At 67.2% G+C, this 16,709-nt stretch carries 15 protein-coding genes; 6 read left to right on the forward strand and 9 right to left on the reverse strand.

Translation table 11 applies throughout. From position 1 onward, the window contains the following. Position 1 precedes the first annotated feature (1 nt). The 4 genes from ribD to KV697_RS13105 form a co-directional block, all read right to left on the reverse strand. On the reverse strand, positions 2-943 hold the full coding sequence (gene ribD / locus KV697_RS13090) for a bifunctional diaminohydroxyphosphoribosylaminopyrimidine deaminase/5-amino-6-(5-phosphoribosylamino)uracil reductase RibD (RefSeq protein ID WP_219021400.1): 942 nt from the start codon (positions 941-943) through the stop codon (positions 2-4). 14 nt (positions 944-957) lie between these two features. Then, complete coding sequence (locus KV697_RS13095; RefSeq protein WP_257575325.1) at positions 958-1,278, reverse strand: hypothetical protein; 321 nt, start codon at positions 1,276-1,278, stop codon at positions 958-960. 316 nt (positions 1,279-1,594) lie between these two features. Continuing rightward, positions 1,595-2,497: a phasin family protein gene (locus tag KV697_RS13100; RefSeq protein WP_257575326.1), complete on the reverse strand. Its 903-nt coding sequence runs from the start codon at positions 2,495-2,497 to the stop codon at positions 1,595-1,597. An 85-nt stretch (positions 2,498-2,582) separates the two neighbouring features. Then, on the reverse strand, positions 2,583-4,298 hold the full coding sequence (locus tag KV697_RS13105; RefSeq protein WP_219018560.1) for a PHA/PHB synthase family protein: 1,716 nt from the start codon (positions 4,296-4,298) through the stop codon (positions 2,583-2,585). A gap of 120 nt (positions 4,299-4,418) precedes the next feature. Between KV697_RS13105 and KV697_RS13110 the strand changes: the two genes are divergently transcribed. Next, positions 4,419-5,630 carry an LL-diaminopimelate aminotransferase gene (locus tag KV697_RS13110; protein ID WP_219018561.1) on the forward strand — a complete coding sequence of 404 codons (1,212 nt, stop codon included), beginning with the start codon at positions 4,419-4,421 and terminating at the stop codon, positions 5,628-5,630. A gap of 71 nt (positions 5,631-5,701) precedes the next feature. On the opposite strand, the gene KV697_RS13115 is transcribed toward KV697_RS13110, so the two are convergent. Continuing rightward, a complete protein-coding gene (locus KV697_RS13115) occupies positions 5,702-6,844 on the reverse strand; it encodes a GGDEF domain-containing protein (RefSeq protein ID WP_219018562.1) in 1,143 nt (380 codons plus the stop codon). Between the two features lie 264 nt (positions 6,845-7,108). On the opposite strand from KV697_RS13115, the gene pheS reads away from it, so the two are divergent. From pheS to KV697_RS13140, 5 genes are all read left to right on the forward strand, one after another. Then, a complete protein-coding gene (gene pheS, locus KV697_RS13120; RefSeq protein WP_219021402.1) occupies positions 7,109-8,185 on the forward strand; it encodes a phenylalanine--tRNA ligase subunit alpha in 1,077 nt (358 codons plus the stop codon). After that, on the forward strand, positions 8,182-10,545 hold the full coding sequence (pheT, locus tag KV697_RS13125) for a phenylalanine--tRNA ligase subunit beta (RefSeq protein WP_219018563.1): 2,364 nt from the start codon (positions 8,182-8,184) through the stop codon (positions 10,543-10,545). The genes pheS and pheT overlap by 4 nt, the downstream gene beginning before the upstream one ends. Continuing rightward, on the forward strand, positions 10,538-11,419 hold the full coding sequence (locus tag KV697_RS13130) for an aldose 1-epimerase family protein (protein WP_219018564.1): 882 nt from the start codon (positions 10,538-10,540) through the stop codon (positions 11,417-11,419). The genes pheT and KV697_RS13130 overlap by 8 nt, the downstream gene beginning before the upstream one ends. A 257-nt stretch (positions 11,420-11,676) precedes the next feature. Then, positions 11,677-13,203, forward strand: coding sequence for a peptide chain release factor 3 (locus KV697_RS13135; protein ID WP_219018565.1), 1,527 nt, complete (start codon positions 11,677-11,679; stop codon positions 13,201-13,203). 58 nt (positions 13,204-13,261) lie between these two features. Beyond that, entirely contained in the window at positions 13,262-13,774 is a 513-nt protein-coding gene (locus KV697_RS13140; RefSeq protein ID WP_219018566.1) for a hypothetical protein, read from the forward strand. A gap of 167 nt (positions 13,775-13,941) precedes the next feature. Here the strand turns inward: KV697_RS13140 and KV697_RS13145 are convergent, their stop codons facing one another. The 4 genes from KV697_RS13145 to plsX all read right to left on the reverse strand — a co-directional run bounded on the left by KV697_RS13145 (position 13,942) and on the right by plsX (position 16,675). After that, positions 13,942-14,307: a MerR family transcriptional regulator gene (locus KV697_RS13145; RefSeq protein WP_219018567.1), complete on the reverse strand. Its 366-nt coding sequence runs from the start codon at positions 14,305-14,307 to the stop codon at positions 13,942-13,944. Continuing rightward, complete coding sequence (locus tag KV697_RS13150) at positions 14,291-14,590, reverse strand: integration host factor subunit alpha (protein ID WP_219018568.1); 300 nt, start codon at positions 14,588-14,590, stop codon at positions 14,291-14,293. Before KV697_RS13150 ends, KV697_RS13145 begins: the two co-directional genes overlap by 17 nt. A 91-nt stretch (positions 14,591-14,681) precedes the next feature. Further along, positions 14,682-15,650: a beta-ketoacyl-ACP synthase III gene (locus tag KV697_RS13155; RefSeq protein ID WP_219018569.1), complete on the reverse strand. Its 969-nt coding sequence runs from the start codon at positions 15,648-15,650 to the stop codon at positions 14,682-14,684. Next, positions 15,647-16,675, reverse strand: a complete 1,029-nt coding sequence (gene plsX, locus KV697_RS13160; RefSeq protein WP_219018570.1) for a phosphate acyltransferase PlsX — start codon at positions 16,673-16,675, stop codon at positions 15,647-15,649. The genes KV697_RS13155 and plsX overlap by 4 nt, the downstream gene beginning before the upstream one ends. Between the last annotated feature and the right edge of the window lie 34 nt (positions 16,676-16,709).

The raw sequence follows: 16,709 nt of genomic DNA on the forward strand, positions 1-16,709 counted from the left end.
ATCAGTCGCGCTCGTAGACCTCCAACCGGTCGCTGCCAAGCATCCGCGAATCCGCCAGCCGCCAGCGGCCATGCGCCTCCGCCAGCCGGGTCAGCCCGATATCCCCCAGGGCCGCGCGTCCTTCGCCGATCAGGATCGGCGCGCGGTAGAGGAGCAGCCGGTCGACCCGGTCTTCGGCGAGGAAGGCGGAGGCGGTTTTCGCGCCGCCCTCGACCATCAGCCGGTCGACGCCGGCCAGATCGGCGGTGGCGGCGGGGGAGGGGATGGTCTCCCAGCCCGGTTCGGCGGTGCGGGAAAGCAGGATGCGGCGCGGCGAGCGGCTTTCCAGTCCGGGCAGGCGAACGTCGAGCCGGGGCGAATCCGCCTCCAGCGTGCCGCGCCCGACCAGGATCGCCTCATGGCGGCTGCGCTCCAGATGGGTGTGGGCGCGCGCTTCGGGGCCGGTGATCCAGCGGCTTTCGCCATCGGGCCGGGCGATCCGCCCGTCGAGCGAGGTGGCGAGCTTCAGCGTGACGAAGGGGCGGCCCCTGGCCCGGCGGGTCAGGAAGCCCGCGATCATCGCGCGGGCCTCGGCCTCGCGCACGCCGGTCGTCACCGCAATGCCGGCGGCGCGGGCGCGGGCGAAGCCGATGCCATCGGTGCGCGGATCGGGATCGCCCATCGCCGCGACGATGCGCGCGACTCGGGCGGCGATCAGCAGGTCGGTGCAGGCGGGGCCACGGGGCGAGACATGGGCGCAAGGCTCCAGCGTGACATAGGCGGTGGCCCCGCGTGCCGCCTCGCCCGCTTCGGCCAGCGCCATCGCCTCGGCATGGGGACGGCCGCCGGGTTGCGTCCAGCCGCGCCCGACCACCCGGCCCCCACGGACGATCACGCAGCCGATATTGGGATTGGGCGCGGTCCGCCCGACGCCGTGATCCGCCAGCGCCAGCGCGGCCCCCATCCAGCGATGGTCGGTCAGAAGCCCCACTTGGTCAGCGCGTCGTCGACCTTCTTGAACTCGGCGCGGCGCTGATCCTGCGCGGCCTTTTCCTCGGCCAGCCGCTCCTTCTTCTTCACATAGTCGATCTTCTGCTGCGCCCTGATCTGCACATCGGTGCGGTCGGCGGGCCATTGTTCGACATAGATGATGTTGGGCTTGTACGGCACCGGCACATAATCGTCGCGCGCAAAGGCGTAGATGAAGAAGCCGGTGATCCCGACCGCGATCATCAGGAACACCAGCTCATAGGGCTGGCGCTGCGACAGGAAGAACCGCAGGTCGCGAATCGCGCGCATGGGGGAGAAGCGGCCGAAGAACGACATGGGGGGAATGTAGGCGTTGCGGGCGTGGGATGCCAGTGGGGTTGGGTTGATCTTGGGAGGTGGTCTCGGTGAGACTCCTTTCCCTCCCCCATCCCCTCCCGCTGGCGGGAGGGGCGCGCCAAGAGCCGCGCTCACGAATTGATCGAACCCTTTGATCTTGCCGCTCCCCTCCCGCAGGCGGGAGGGGATGGGGGAGGGCAGGGCCCCAGGCGATGCCCCATCGAACGGCACGAAAAAGGGCGGCCGCATCGCGACCGCCCCCTTCCTTTCCACAAAGGACCTGCGCGAATTACGCGACGGTCTTCATCTTCTCGGCGGCGACCGCGACGCGGTTGCTCAGCGGCTGGGCGATCTCGCCGGCCAGCTTCATCATGTGCTCGGTCGAGCGCGAGGTTTCGGCGACCATCGAGTCGAAGGCCGAGCGGGCGAAGTCCGACTGGAGCTTCATGAACTCGGTCGGCGACTTGACCGACGACAGCGTCTGCAGCGTCTGGGTCGCGGTCTCGAAGGTGCGCTTGGCATAGTCGGCCGCGCCCTGGCCCAGCGTCTCGGCGCCCTTGGCGGCGATCTTCGACGATTCTACGACGGCTTCCAGATTGGCCTTGTTGAAGGCGATCATGTCTTCGAACAGCTTGGCGCTCTTTTCCATGCCGGCCTGGGTGCGGGCCTGGGCGTCGCCGAAGAAGGCCTGGGTCTTGGCGGCGGTGTCCTTGGCGGCGTTTTCGATGGTGCTCGTGGCGTCCATGATGATGTCCTTGGGCTTTGAGTCCGCCGAAACCGCGGCGGTCGGGGAAGAAATCTCGGGCTTGGCCGGTTCGGCAGCCGCCGGAGCGACAGGCTGCGTGACCGACGCGGCGGGCTTGGCCGCCTCGACCGGCTTCGCCGCGGGGGCAGGAGCCTCGACTACCGGCTTGGCCGGAGCCTTGGGCGCCGGAGCGGGCTTCGCCACCTTGGCGACCACGGGGGCGGCCACCGGAGCGGCGGACTTTTCGGCGGCGCTGGCCGTAGAGGTCAGCGGCAGGCCGGGGCTGGCCGATGCGGCGGGCGCCACCGTCTTGGCGACGGGCGGCGTGACCGCAGGCTTGGGATCGGAGGGGAGACCGGGCAGCGTCTTGGCGGCGACCGGCTTGGTCACGCGACGAGGCTTGGCCACCGCCTTGGCGGCGGGAACGGTCGGCTTGTCCTTGTCCAACAGCACTCTCCCGATTTGTTGCGCTGCACAATAGCGATTCGCGGCAACGGAATCAAGTCTATTGTGCAGTGCAACAAAACCGAAACTAACGCTGTCTGACGTAGCGTCCGGGCGCTTCGTCGAGGGCGGGCAGCGCGCCTTCGCCCGGCACCCGCGCACCCGTGACCGCGACGGTCGCGGAGTCGCGCTGGCGTAGCCAGGCGGCCCAGTCCGGCCACCAGCTTCCCTTGGTCTCGGTCGCGCCCGCGACGAACTCGCTCAACGTGGCGGCGGGCTGGTCGTTGGTCCAATATTGATATTTGCCTGCCGCAGGCGGGTTCACCACGCCCGCGATATGGCCCGACCCGGCCAGCACGAAGCGCAAGGGGCCGTTGAACGCCTCGGTGATCTTCCACACGCTTTCGGGTGGGGCGATATGGTCCTCGCGGCCCGCCTGGACATAGGCGGGGGTGGAAACCTTGGTCAGGTCGAGCGCGACGCCGCCGACGCTCATCGCACCGGGCGTCATCAACAGATTGTCGCGGTACAGGTCGGTCAGATAGGCGAGGTGCCATTTGGCGGGCAGGTTGGTGACGTCGCCGTTCCAGTGGAGCAGGTCGAACGGCACATAATCGCGCCCCAGCAGATAGTTGTTGGTGACGTAGTTCCAGATCAGGTCGCGCCCGCGCAACAGGTTGAACGTCATCGCCAGATAGCGGCCGTCCAGATACCCCTCGGGCGACAGCGCGGCGATCATCTTCAGCTGCTCGTCATCGACGAAGTGCAGCAGCTCGCCCGCCTTGGAGAAATCGACCTGCGCAGTGAAGAAGGTGGCGCTGGCGACTTTCTCCGCCTCGCCTTTCGCCGACAGCCAAGCCAGCGTCGCGGCCAGCGTCGTGCCCGCCACGCAGTAACCGACGGTGTGGACAGACTCGACATCCAGCAGATCGCGCACCGTATCGATCGCCTCGACCTGCGCGGTAACGTAATCGTCCCAGATCACGTCCTTCATCGTGGCGTCGGCGGACTTCCACGACACCATGAAGACACTGAACCCCTGATCGACCAGCCATTTGATGAGGCTCTTCTCGGGCGCGAGGTCGAGGATGTAGAAGCGGTTGATCCAGGGCGGAAAGATCACGATCGGCACCGCCGCCACCTGCTCGGTGGTGGGGGTATAGTGGATCAGCTCGTACAGGTCGGTGCGCTTGACCACCTTGCCCGGCGTGGCGGCGAGATTGCGCCCCACCTCGAACGCGCGCGAATCGCTGTGGGTCAGCTGCCCGCGACCCAGGTCGGCCAGCATGTTCTGCAGGCCTTTGAGCAGATTCTCGCCGCGCGTCTCGACGATCTTGTCGAGCACCTCCGGGTTGGTCGCGGGAAAGTTGGTCGGGCTCATCGCGTCGATGAACCCGCGCGCGGCGAAGCGAATCTGTTCCTTCTGCTTCGGGTCCACGCCCTCCAGCGCGTCGACCCCGCGAAGCATATGGTCGGAGATCATCTGATAGCTTTGCCGAATCCAGTCGAAGAGCGGCGACTGCCACTGCTCGGCCTTGAACCGGCGATCGGGCTTGGGGGCCACGCTCGGCTCGGCGGCGGGGTCGACGAAGCGCTGCCACAGCGCCATCGAATCGGACCAGAAGTCGCGGACCCGGCCCATGGTGGCCGGGTCGTTGAAGCCCGGCACCACCGGCATGCCCTCCGGCGGCGGCGAGAGCGCGGCCTCCATCATCATCTGCTGCGCCCGGCCCATCACCCAGGTCCAGTGTTGCAACTCTTCCAGCGTGGGAAGGGTGGGGGCTGTCGCGGGGGCGGCCGTCATCGCATCCTCTCGTTCGTATGAGCCCGTCTTAGCGTCAGGATATTGCGCCGTCATGTCGGGTCGCATCGGGAAACGAAAGAGGCTAAGGTCCGGGTCCCAAATCGTTACACAGAGGGACCCATGTCCGAAGAGTTCTACCGCATCAAGCGCCTGCCGCCCTATGTCATCGCCGAAGTCAACGCGATGCGGGCGGCGGCGCGCGCGGGCGGCGAGGACATCATCGATCTGGGCATGGGCAATCCCGACCTGCCGCCGCCGCCGCACGTCTTGGAAAAGCTGATGGAGGTGATCCAAAAGCCCGACGCGCACGGCTATTCCCAGTCCAAGGGCATTCCCGGCCTGCGCCGCGCCCAGGCCAATTACTATGGCCGCCGCTTCGGCGTCGACCTCGATCCCGAGACCGAGGTGGTCGTCACCATGGGATCGAAGGAAGGGCTGGCGTCGCTGGCGACCGCGATCACCGCGCCGGGCGACGTGATCCTGGCGCCCAATCCCTCCTATCCGATCCACACCTTCGGCTTCATCATCGCGGGCGCGACCATCCGCGCGGTGCCGACGACGCCCGACGAAGCCTATTTCGAAAGCCTGGAGCGGGCGATGCACTTCACCGTGCCGCGCCCCTCGGTACTGGTGGTCAACTACCCGTCCAACCCGACCGCCGAGACGGTGGACCTCGCTTTCTACGAACGACTCGTGGCCTTCGCGAAGAAGCACGAGCTGTGGGTGCTGAGCGACCTCGCTTATTCCGAGCTTTATTATGACGGCAATCCGACGCCTTCGATCCTTCAGGTGAAGGGCGGCAAGGACGTCGCGGTCGAGTTCACGTCGCTGTCCAAGACCTATTCGATGGCGGGCTGGCGCATCGGTTTCGCGGTCGGCAACAAGAAGCTGATCGCGGCGATGACGCGGGTGAAGTCCTATCTGGACTACGGCGCCTTCACGCCGATCCAGGCGGCGGCCTGCGCCGCGCTCAACGGGCCGCAGGACATCGTCGAGAAAAACCGCCAGCTTTATCACAAGCGCCGCGACGTGCTGGTCGAGAGCTTCGGCCGGGCGGGCTGGGACATCCCGAGCCCTAAGGCCTCGATGTTCGCCTGGGCGCCCTTGCCCCCGGCGCTGGCGCATCTCGGCAGCCTGGAGTTTTCCAAGCAGTTGCTGACCGAGGCCAAGGTCGCGGTCGCGCCGGGCGTCGGTTACGGCGAGAATGGCGAAGGCTTCGTCCGCATCGCGCTGGTCGAGAACGAGCAGCGACTCCGTCAGGCGGCGCGCAACATCAAGCGCTATCTCCAGTCGATGGGCGTCAACACGCCCGGCTCGGCCAAGGCGGTGTAAGGCGCGGGGTGCGGTGGCCCGGCCATCGCACCCTGTCGTCGTTCAGGCGTAGGGTCGCGCTTCGATACCCGTCACGCCGCGCGGACGGTCCGGGCATGGGCCTGGCGCTGGCGCTTGACCGCGTACATCGCGCCGTCCGCCTGCGCGATCAGTGCGTTGAGCGATCCCGCCACCGGCCCGCGCGCCAGTCCGATGCTGAGCGCGGGGTAGCACGGCCCGTCGACCAGTGCCCCGACGGCGCGGTCGAAACGGTCGGCCAGCACGGCCGCGATCGCGTGGGCCGCCACCTCGTCGCAATCGGGCAGCACGCAGAGAAATTCGTCGCCGCCGATCCGCGCCACCGTTCCCCGCGCGCCGATCTCGCGCTGCGCCAGGTCGGCGAGCAGCCGCAGCACCGTGTCACCCGCCCCGTGGCCCTGGGTGTCGTTCAGTGCCTTGAACCGGTCGATATCGATCAGCAGCAGTGTGACCGGGCCATGCAGCCCGGCCTCGATCCCTTTCAACCCGAACCGGTTGAGCGCGCCGGTCAGGCAGTCGCGGCTGGCCTGTTCGGACAAGGCGCGCTGGACTCGTTCGGCATCGATCAGCAGCAGCGCCAGATGGCTGAGCGACACCAGGATGATCGCGATGCCGACGCTCCAGTCGGCGGTAACCTGCGCGGTGCTTTCCCAGACCGGATCGCCCCATGCCACCACCAGCAGCGCGGTGCGTGTCAGGAACAACGGTACCGAGGCGGCGAACAACAGCCCCATGACCCAGGCGGTGCGGATATTCTCCGTCCGCGCGATATGGATCAGCATCCATGCGGCGGTGAAGTTGAACAGCGTCCGGGTGCCGCCCATAATCATGACCGACAGGCGCGCGTCGCGGTCGCCGAACAGGACGAACGGTACGGTTAGCGAAACCATCACTGCCAGCAGGACCAGGATCGCGGTCGGCGGCCGTCGCCGGGCGAAGATCGACATGGCATGGATGCACAGGCACAGCCCGATTAGCAGCAGCACGTCGGTGATCCGCTCCAGCGGCATGAGCCGGGTCCCGTCGAAGCACAGCCCGGCGGCATTGGTCATGCCGATGATGATCTTGCCGGTCCCCCACCAATGCGGCCAGCGACCGGAGCCGCGGCTGGCAAGGCCGGGAAAGAAATGGAGCAGCCCGGACAGGATGCTGCCCAGCGCGGCCACCACCTGAAGGCTGGCGATATCTAGTATCATGCTACGGTCCCGCAGTCTCGGCGGGCCCCCCTGACCAGCGCAAATCCACTTAATATAGTATAAGTTACGAGATGGTTTCGATCCGGCCTCGAATGGATCCGATCCGGCTCGATCGCGACGGCGCTGCACCGGCTGCGTCTCAAGGATTGATCCGGAGCCTCCCTAGCCGCTACGGCGGAGGAGAGACCCGCAAACCGGCCGGTTCCCCTTGTCGGGGGTGCGCAGCGGCCGACGGAGTGAAGAGTGAGCAACGAAGTCGAACATATGCGCGAGCATCTGCTTGCCGCCATCGCCGCCGCGCCCGCGCTGGACGCGCTGGAGACGGTGCGCGTCGATGCGCTGGGCAAGCAGGGCCGGATCACCCAGCTGCTCAAGACGCTGGGCAAGATGAGCCCGGAGGAGCGCCAGGTCGAGGGGCCGCGCATCCACGGGCTTCGCGAGGCGGTGACCGAGGCGCTGACCGCCCGCAAGGCGGGTCTGGAGCAGGCGGCACTCGACGCGCGGCTGTCGTCCGAGCGGCTGGACATGACGCTGCCGGTCGAAACCGCCAGCTTCGGTACGGTCCATCCCGTGTCCCAGGTGATGGACGAACTGGCCGAAATCTTCGCCGATCTGGGCTTCGCGGTTGCGACCGGCCCGGAGGTCGAGACCGACTGGCATAACTTCACCGCGCTCAACATTCCCGAGACGCATCCGGCGCGCGCGATGCACGACACCTTCTATCTGGCGGGGGTCGAGCCGGGTGGCGATGAACGCACCGTGCGCCGCGTGCTGCGCACCCACACTTCGCCGGTGCAGATCCGCACCATGCTCGACCAGAAGCCGCCGATCCGCATCATCGCGCCGGGCCGCACCTATCGCTCCGACTCGGACGCGACCCACACGCCGATGTTCCATCAGGTCGAGGGGCTGGTGATCGACAAGGGCATCACGCTCGGCCATCTGAAATGGACGCTGGAGACCTTCCTGAAGGCGTTCTTCGAGCGCGACGATATCGTCCTGCGCCTGCGCCCCAGCTATTTCCCCTTCACCGAACCGAGCGCCGAGGTCGATGTCGGCTACACCATCGAGAAGGGCAAACGGGTCATCGGTGGCTCGGGTGGGGGCTGGATGGAGGTACTCGGCTCCGGCATGGTCCATCCGAAAGTCATCGAGGCGTGCGGGCTCGATCCGAACGAGTGGCAGGGCTTTGCCTTCGGTTGCGGCATCGATCGCCTCGCCATGTTGAAATACGGCATGGACGATCTGCGTGCCTTCTTCGACGGCGATATCCGCTGGTTGAAGCATTACGGGTTCGCGAGCCTCGACGTACCCACGCTGTCGGGAGGAGTCGGCGCATGAAGTTCACCCTGGGCTGGCTGAAGAGCCATCTGGACACCGATGCCGACCTCGACACCATCGTCGAGGGGCTGACCCGTATCGGCCTGGAGGTTGAGGGCGTCCACAATCCGGGCGAGGCGCTGGCCTCGTTCCGCATCGCGCGCATCCTGTCGGCCGAGCGGCATCCGCAGGCGGACAAGCTGCAGGTCCTGTCGGTCGATGCCGGTGACGGCCCGATGCAGGTCGTCTGCGGCGCGCCCAACGCTCGCGCAGGGCTGGTCGGCGTGTTCGGCGCACCGGGGGCCTATGTCCCCGGCCTCGACGTGACGCTGAAGGTCGCGGCGATCCGTGGCGTCGAGTCGAACGGCATGATGTGCTCGGCGCGCGAGTTGCAGATCGGTGAGGGCCATGACGGCATCATCGAATTGCCCGAGGATGCGGCCATCGGCACGTCCTTCCCCGACTATGCGGGGCTGAACGATCCGGTCATCGACGTGTCGATCACGCCCAATCGCCAGGACTGCATGGGCGTCCATGGCATCGCGCGCGACCTCGCCGCCGCCGGGCTGGGCACGCTGATCGCGCCGACCGTGCCGGAGGTGAAGGGCGAGGGCGCTGGTCCCGACGTCCGTATCGAGGATGCCGAGGGCTGCCCGGCCTTCTATGCGCAAGAGGTAACCGGCCTGACCAATGGCGAGGCGCCCGAATGGATGCGCCAGCGGCTGACCTCGATCGGGCAGAAGCCGATCTCGGCCTTGGTCGACATCACCAACTATATGACGGTCGATCTCGGCCGTCCGCTCCATGTCTATGACAAGGCCAAGCTGTCGGGCGGTCTGGTTGCGCGGAAAGCGCGCGAGGGCGAAACGGTCGAGGCGCTCAACGGCAAGACCTATACCCTGTCCGAGGGCATGACCGTCATCGCCGACGATACGGGCGTGCACGATATCGGCGGCATCATGGGCGGCGAGCATTCGGGCGTGTCGGAGAGGACCACCGATGTCATCATCGAATGCGCCTATTTCGCGCCCGAGGCGATCGCGCGGACGGGCCAGAAGCTGGCGCTGACCAGCGATGCCCGCACCCGGTTCGAGCGCGGCGTGGACCCGGCGTTCCTGGACGACGGCCTGGCCATCGCGACCTTCCTTGTCCAGCATATCTGCGGCGGCAAGGCGAGTGCGGTCACGCGTGCGGGGCAGCCGCCGGTCGTCGGCAAGACGATCGCCTATGACCCCGATCTGGCGGAAACGCTGGGTGGGCTCGCCATCGCGGCAGACCGTCAAAAGGCGATCCTCGAGTCGCTGGGCTTCACCGTCACCGGCGACTGGCATGTCACGGCCCCCAGCTGGCGTCGCGACGTGGACGGCCCCGCCGATCTGGTCGAGGAAGTCATCCGCATCGAGGGGATCGACCATGTTCCCCCGGTGGCGCTGCCCCGGGCACCCGGCGTCGCGCGTCCCACCGCCACCCCGCAGCAGAAGCTGGAGCGTCGCGCCCGCCGCGCCGCCGCCGCACGCGGCCTGGACGAAGCGGTGACGTGGAGCTTCATCAGCGAGGCGCAGGCGGCGCCCTTCGGCGGCGGCGCGTTCACGCTCGCCAACCCGATCAGCGAGGATTTGAGGGTCATGCGGCCCTCGCTGCTCCCCGGCCTGCTCGCCGCGACCGAGCGCAACATCAAGCGCGGCGCGACTGCCGTGCGGCTGTTCGAGATCGGCCGCCGCTATCTGGAGGAGGCCGAGCGGCCGACGCTGGGCGTCGTGCTGGCGGGCGACAAGAGCCCCCGCAACTGGCGCTCGGGCAAGGCGCAAGCCTATGACGCCTATGACGCCAAGGCCGAGGCGATCGCGCTGCTCGCCCAGGCCGGTGCGCCTGTGGATAACTTGCAGGTGATGGGCGAGGCAGGCGACGCCTGGCATCCCGGCCAGTCGGGGACGCTGCGCCTCGGCCCGAAGACGGTGCTGGCGGCGTTCGGCATGGTCCACCCAACGGTGCTCAAGGCGTTCGATCTCGACGGCGCGGTGGCGGCGGTCGAGCTGTATCTCGACGCGATCCCGCCCAAGCGGGCGACGGGCTTCATGCGCCCGGCCTACACGCCCCCGGCGTTGCAGTCCGTCAAGCGCGACTTCGCCTTCCTGGTGCCCGACACGCTGGCCGCCGACATGCTGATCCGGGCGGTGCGGGGTGCGGACAAGGCCGCGATCACCGCCGCGCGCGTGTTCGACGTGTTCGCCGGGCAGGGCGTACCCGAGGGGCATAAGTCGGTCGCGGTCGAAGTACTGCTGCAACCCGCGCAGAAGAGCTTCACCGACGAGGAACTGAAGGCCATCGCCGACAAGATCGTCGCGGCGGCCGCCAAGCAGGGAGCACAACTCCGTGGCTAATGAGGAAAACTGGGTCCGTATCGGCAACGATCATTTGTCGGCGGCGATCAATCCGTTCGGCGCCGAGCTGTCGTCGCTGAAGGACGCCGAGGGCCGCGAACTGATGACGAATGCGGACCCGGCTTTCTGGACCGGCCGCGCGCCGCTGCTGTTCCCGGTGATCGGCGTGACCCGTGACGGCATCCGCCTGAACGGTCGGCATTATCCGATGGCCAAGCACGGCTTTGCCCGCCACTCGACCTTCGAGCTGGTGACGCAGGAGGCGACTCGCGCGGTCTTCTCGCTGGGGGACAGTGAGGAGACGCGGACCTCCTACCCCTTCGCCTTCCGTCTGGAGGTGGAGTTCCGGCTGGAGGACGCCACGCTGGCCGTGGAGGTCCGCGTCCTTAATCGCGGCGAGGTGCCGATGCCCGCCAGCTTCGGCTTCCACCCCGCCTTCGCTTGGCCGCTGCCCTACGGCAAGCCCCGCGCCGACCACCGCATCGTCTTCGAAAAGGACGAGCCGAGCCGCCTGCGTGAGATCGCCCCCAACGGCCTGATCGCCGAAGCTCGCCGCGACAGCCCGCTCGACGGGCGCGTGCTGCACCTGGCGGACGATCTGTTCACCAACGACGCGCTGGTGTGGGACCCGGTCGAGAGCCGCAGCGTCGCCTATGGTGCCGACGGCGCGCCGCAATTGCGCATCGCCTTTCCGGATACCGACAAGCTCGGCATCTGGACCAAGCCCGGCGCGGCCTATGTCTGCGTCGAACCCTGGCACGGCATTGCCGACCCGGAAGGGTATGACGGCGAGTTCACCGACAAGCCCGGCGTTTTCATCGTGCCGGTCGGCGGTGAGAAGGTGATGCAGATGACGGTGACGCTGGCGGGGTAAGGGCGCCCTCCACTCCTTGATACCACCCCGGCGGAGGCCGGGGCCCAGTTGCCACGATCTTTAAGATCGAGGCCTTCGCGTGCACCATGGGCCTTCTGGCACCTGGACCCCGGCCTTCGCCGGGGTGGGCCGGATGGAGGAGCGGCGGTACTGAGTGCCGCTGCAATCCGGGGCCTGTCTTGTGCCACAATTTGCTGTAACAGGCGCAGCATCTCGGGCGCTCGGACGCGCCATTTCCCTATTCGACAGAGCCGCCCATGACTTCCCCCCGCCGTACCTTCGCGATCATCTCGCACCCTGACGCCGGTAAGACGACGCTGACCGAAAAGCTGTTGTACTTCGGCGGCGCGATCCACCTGGCGGGCGAGGTCAAGGCGCGCGGGCAGAATCGGCGCGCGCGGTCGGACTGGATGAAGATCGAGCAGCAGCGCGGCATCTCGGTCACGTCCTCGGTTATGACGTTCGAAAAGGACGGCGTGACCTTCAACCTGCTCGACACGCCGGGCCACGAAGACTTTTCGGAGGATACCTATCGCACGCTGACCGCCGTCGACTCGGCCGTGATGGTCATCGACGCGGCGCGCGGTATCGAGGCGCAGACGCGGAAATTGTTCGAGGTGTGTCGCCTGCGCTCGGTGCCGATCATCACCTTCATCAACAAGGTCGACCGCGAGGGGCGTCCGCCCTTCGAGCTGCTCGACGAGATCGCCGACATCCTGGCGCTCGACGTGGCGCCGATGAGCTGGCCGGTCGGCATGGGCGGGCTGTTCGAGGGCGTGCTCGACCTGACGACCAATACGATCAGCCGTCCTGAAGGCGACAGCCGCGCCTTTCTGGGCAAGGTCGACGAGTCGCCGACGCTGCCGGATTACGTCGCCGAAGAGGTCGAGCTGGCGCAGGCAGGCTATGCCCCGTTCGATGGGGAAGCCTATCGCAACGGCGATCTGACTCCGGTCTATTTCGGCTCGGCGCTCAAGGATTTCGGGGTCGCCGAACTGATCGACGCGCTCAGCCGCCATGCGCCGAGCCCACGCCCCCAGCCCGCCGAGCCTGCGGCCGTCGCGCCTGAGAACAAGGAAGTCACCGGTTTCATCTTCAAGGTGCAGGCCAATATGGACCCGCAGCACCGCGACCGCATCGCATTCATGCGGCTCTGCTCGGGCACCTTCAAGCGCGGCATGAAGTTGACCCCGACGGGCCATGGCAAGCCGATCGCGGTCCACTCGCCCATTCTGTTCTTCGCGCAGAATCGCGAAGTCGCGGACGAGGCGTTTCCGGGCGATATCATCGGCATTCCGAACCACGGCACGTTGCGGGTCGGCGATACCCTGTCGGAGCGGGCGGACGTGCGCTTCACCGGCCTGCCCAACTTCGCCCCCGAAATCCTGCGCCGCGTCGCGCTGAAGGACCCGACCAAGACCAAGCAGCTGCGCAAGGCGCTGGACGACATGGCCGAGGAGGGCGTGACCCAGGTCTTCTATCCCGAGATCGGGTCGAACTGGATCATCGGCGTCGTCGGACAGCTCCAGCTCGACGTCCTGCTGTCGCGGCTGGATGCGGAATATAAGGTCGCGGCGGGGCTGGAGCCTGCGCCGTTCGACACCGCGCGCTGGATCACCGCCGAGGACCCCGCCGACCTCAAGGCGTTCATGGACCTGAACCGCTCCGCCATGGCCAAGGACCGCGACGACAATCCCGTGTTCCTCGCCAAGAGCGCCTGGGAAGTGGGTTACGTCGCCGATCGCTATCCCAAGGTCCGTTTCCTCGCCACGCGCGAGCGCTGAGACGGAACCGGAGGCCCGTGTCGCGGCTTCATGGCGCATGATCGAACAGGGAATGCCCATGAACCGCGCCGCGATCGAAGCCACCTTCGAGGCCAATGAAAAGCTGATCCGCCGCCGTGCGCTGAAGGCCGGGGCCAAGGCGCTGACCATCGGCACCGAAAGCCTGGCCGAGACGATCGACGCGATCGGCGACGCCTATGGCCTGACGGGGGCGCAACGACGCCAGCTGGAGCCAGGCATGGCGATCGAGGCGCAGGCGGTGATGGGCAAGCTCAAGGGCTTTGTCGGTCCCGCCGCCATTTTCCGCGACCTGCGCGGCGGATCGGGGCTGTTGTCGCAGGCCAAGGCGGCCGGGCGGCTGGCCAAGACCGCACGAAAGATCGGCCAGGGCGGCATGGCGGCGGGCCGGGTGGCGGCGCGTGGCGGGCGTGCGGCACGGGGCCTGCCCTGGGCGGCGCTGGGCGTGGCGGCCTGGGGCGTCGGCAATGGCGGCTGGTTCTGGTGGAAGGCGCACGCCTATAACCGGGCGTGTCGGGATTTGCTGTTGGGTGAAGTGGTTCAGCCTGCGTGATCAGGGTTCGGGGCGTGGGCTTCGACTTCGCTCAGCCTGAACGGCTGTTTGAAGTGAACCGTAGCCCTAACTTCCGTTCAGCCTGAGCCCTTCGGCTGGCTGGCGAGCCAGCCGCTCAGGATAAACTTCGGCGCGTCGCGCCGAAGTCGAAGGCCACGCCTCGACGCCTATCGCTCGGCCCGATTGTCCCAGGCCAGCCCCTCGGCCAGCGAATCCCGGATCGCGCGCAGCATCGCGGCCGGATCGTCCTTGCCCCGCGACTCGGCCTCCAGAAGCTGTTGCACGCCGCGCACGGTATAGCCCTGCTGGTTGAGCAACTGGTCGATCCGCCGGATCAGCGCCATGTCCTCGGGCCGGTAATAGCGGCGATTGCCCGCACGCTGGACCGGCTTGAGTTGCGGAAAGCGGCCTTCCCAGTAACGCAGGACATGCTGCGCCACGCCGGTCTCACGGGAAACCTCCCCGATGGTGCGTAGGGCACCATCGGTCTTGCCGCCATCCAAGGGCCGTTCGGGTCTATCCCGCCGCGACAATGCGATCGCGCATCATTTGGCTGGCGCGGAAGGTCAGCACGCGGCGCGGCGCGATCGGCACCTCCACCCCGGTCTTGGGGTTGCGGCCGATCCGCTCGCCCTTGTCACGCAGCACGAAGGTTCCGAACCCCGAAATCTTAACATTCTCCCCCCGCGACAGCGCATCGCACATCTCGACGAGAATCTGCTCGACCACGTCAGCCGAGTCCGAGCGCGAAAGCCCCACTTCCTGATGCAGCGATTCTGCCAGGTCGGCACGGGTCAAAGTTCCAGCGTTGCTCATTTGCCATCCCCCAATGGTGTCAGGCGATCCGGTTATCATACCGCCCGATGGGACCGAAAGGGATTTATCTCGGTTAATGTCAATCGATTGTTCAGAAGCGGATCACGGCTGCACCCCAGGTGAAGCCTCCACCCATCGCTTCCAGCACCAGAATGTCGTTTTCACGAATGCGACCGTCCCGCACGGCGGTGTCCAGAGCGAGGGGTACGGAGGCCGCCGACGTGTTGGCATGGCGGTCGACGGTGACGACCACCTTCTCGGCCGGAAGGTTCAATTTTCGCGCGGTCGCGTCTAGGATCCGGGCATTGGCCTGATGCGGCACGACCCAGTCGACATCGGCCGAGGTCAGGCCCGCCAGACCCAGTGATTCTTCCATCACCTGCGCCAGATTGACGACGGCGTGGCGGAACACCTCGCGCCCCTTCATCCGCAGCTTGCCGACGGTGCCGGTGGTCGACGGGCCGCCATCGACATAGAGCAGGCCGTTGTGGCGGCCATCGGCATGGAGCTTGGTCGCCAGGATGCCGCGCCCGCCCGCATCGTCGCTCTCGCGCGCTTCCAGCACCATCGCGCCCGCGCCGTCGCCGAACAGGACGCAGGTGGTGCGATCCTCCCAGTCGAGGATGCGGCTGAAGGTTTCCGCGCCGATCACCAGCGCGCGGCGCTGCACGCCCGAGCGCAGCATGGCGTCGGCGACCTGCACGGCATAGAGAAAGCCCGAGCAGACGGCGGCGACGTCGAACGCGACGCAGTCGTTGATGCCCAGCATCGCCTGGACCTTGGTGGCGGTCGCCGGGAAGGTCTGGTCCGGGGTGGCGGTCGCCAGCACGATCAGGTCGATATCCTGCGCCGACAGGCCGGCCGCGGCGATCGCGGCCTTGGCGGCGTCGGCGGCCAGCGTCGCGGTCGTTTCCTCGGGGCCTGCAATATGGCGGAAGCGGATGCCGGTCCGCTCGACGATCCACTCGTCCGAGGTGTCGACCTCCTGCGCCAGTTCTTCGTTCGACACCCGCCGGGTTGGAAGTGCCGAACCCGTACCCGTGACGATCGAACGAATCATGCGGCGTCCTCGAAGTTCAGGAGATCCTCGGCGATACGCCGGGTCAGGTCGGCGCGCACCATCTTGGCCGCATTGCCGATCGCGGTGGCGACGCCCAGTTCGTTGGCGCTGCCATGGCTCTTCACCACCACGCCGTTCAGGCCCAGAAAGACCGCGCCATTATGGTTGTTGGGGTCGAGATGGTCGCGCAGCAGCTGCGTCGCCGGGCGCGAGATCAGGAAGCCGATCTTCGAGCGGGTCGAGGATCGGAAGGCGCGCTTGAGCAGGTCACCGACGAAACGCGCGGTACCCTCGGCAGTCTTGAGCGCGATATTGCCCGCAAAGCCGTCGCACACGATCACATCGACTTCGCCGCGGGCGAGCTGGTTGCCCTCGATAAAGCCGGTAAAGTTCAGCGGTAGGTGATTCTGCCCGCGCAGCACAGCGGCGGCGTCGCGAATCTCGTCGGTGCCCTTCTGGTCCTCGGACCCGATATTGAGCAGCGCCACGCGCGGATTGTCGAGTTCCAGCAGGATGCGGGCATAGGCCGCGCCCATGACGGCGAACTGGACGAGGTTGCGCGCATCGCACTCGGTATTGGCGCCGAGGTCGAGCATGACCACGTCATTGTCGCCGAGCGTGGGAAGCGGGGCCGCCAGCGCGGGCCGGTCAATGCCGGGCAGGGTGCGTAAGGACAGCTTGGCCATCGCCATCAACGCGCCGGTATTGCCCGACGAGACGGCGGCGGCGGCGCGGCGCTGCTTCACCAGATCGATGGCGATGCCCATCGATGTCGTGCGCGCGCGCCGGATCGCCTGGCTCGGCTTTTCGTTCGAGCCGACGATCTCGGGCGCGTGAACGATTTCGGACGCGGCGGACAGATTGGGGTGGGACTTCAGCCCCTCCGCAATCTGCGCCTCGTCACCGACCAGGAAGAACCGCATGCCCTCGAAACGGCGTCGCGCTCTGGCGACACCGGCGAGCATCACGGCCAGCCCGTCGTCGCCGCCCATCGCATCGACGGCGATCCAGGCGTTATCGGCCATGGGTATCCTCTAACGGTCGTTCAGGTGAAGGTAG

The sequence above is a fragment of the Sphingomonas sanguinis genome, assembly GCF_019297835.1.
Taxonomy (GTDB): Bacteria; Pseudomonadota; Alphaproteobacteria; order Sphingomonadales; family Sphingomonadaceae; genus Sphingomonas; species Sphingomonas sanguinis_D.